Origin of the sequence: Mammaliicoccus sp. L-M44 (assembly GCF_022386355.1) — a bacterium.
Taxonomy (GTDB): Bacteria; Bacillota; Bacilli; order Staphylococcales; family Staphylococcaceae; genus Mammaliicoccus; species Mammaliicoccus sciuri_A.
Window position 1 is genome coordinate 1 of record NZ_JAJNIU010000068.1, and the last position, 532, is coordinate 532.

General features: G+C 29.1%; 1 pseudogene. It reads left to right on the top strand.

The window, feature by feature from the left end:
• Nucleotides 1-532 (top strand): annotated as a pseudogene (locus LQ611_RS13945) (IS110 family transposase); the annotation flags it as partial.

Sequence of the window (532 nt, forward strand, 5' to 3'; positions counted from 1 at the left end):
GCGAGCACCAGTCTAGATTCAAATCCTGATATTTTCTTTGAATTACGTGAACGAGCTCGATTTCATGTTGAAATTGAAAACGATCAAAATCGATTGAAAATAATGATTATCGAATTACTTCATCAAACTTTTCCAGGACTTGAAAAATTGTTTAAAAATCGTTATTCAAAAATCGCGCTTAATATTATAGAAGAATATGCACACCCAGATTTAGTTAGTCAAAAAGATATTGAAAGCCTGACTTCAAGTATTATGGAATACACTAATAAAAATTTGTCTTATCAAAAAGCACAAAATTATGCTGAAAGATTAAATAAAATAGCACAAGAAAGTTATCCTAATGTTAAACATTCTTCATTTCTAGTAAAAAAAGTTCGATTATTAATTCAACAATTAAAAAGTTCAATTCAACAATTGTCTCAACTAGATAAAGAGATGATTGAGTTAGCTCAACAACTTGAATGTTTCGAAGTTATGCATTCAATTCCTGGTATAGGGAAGCTAACAGTAGCTATGATTATAGGAGAATTAG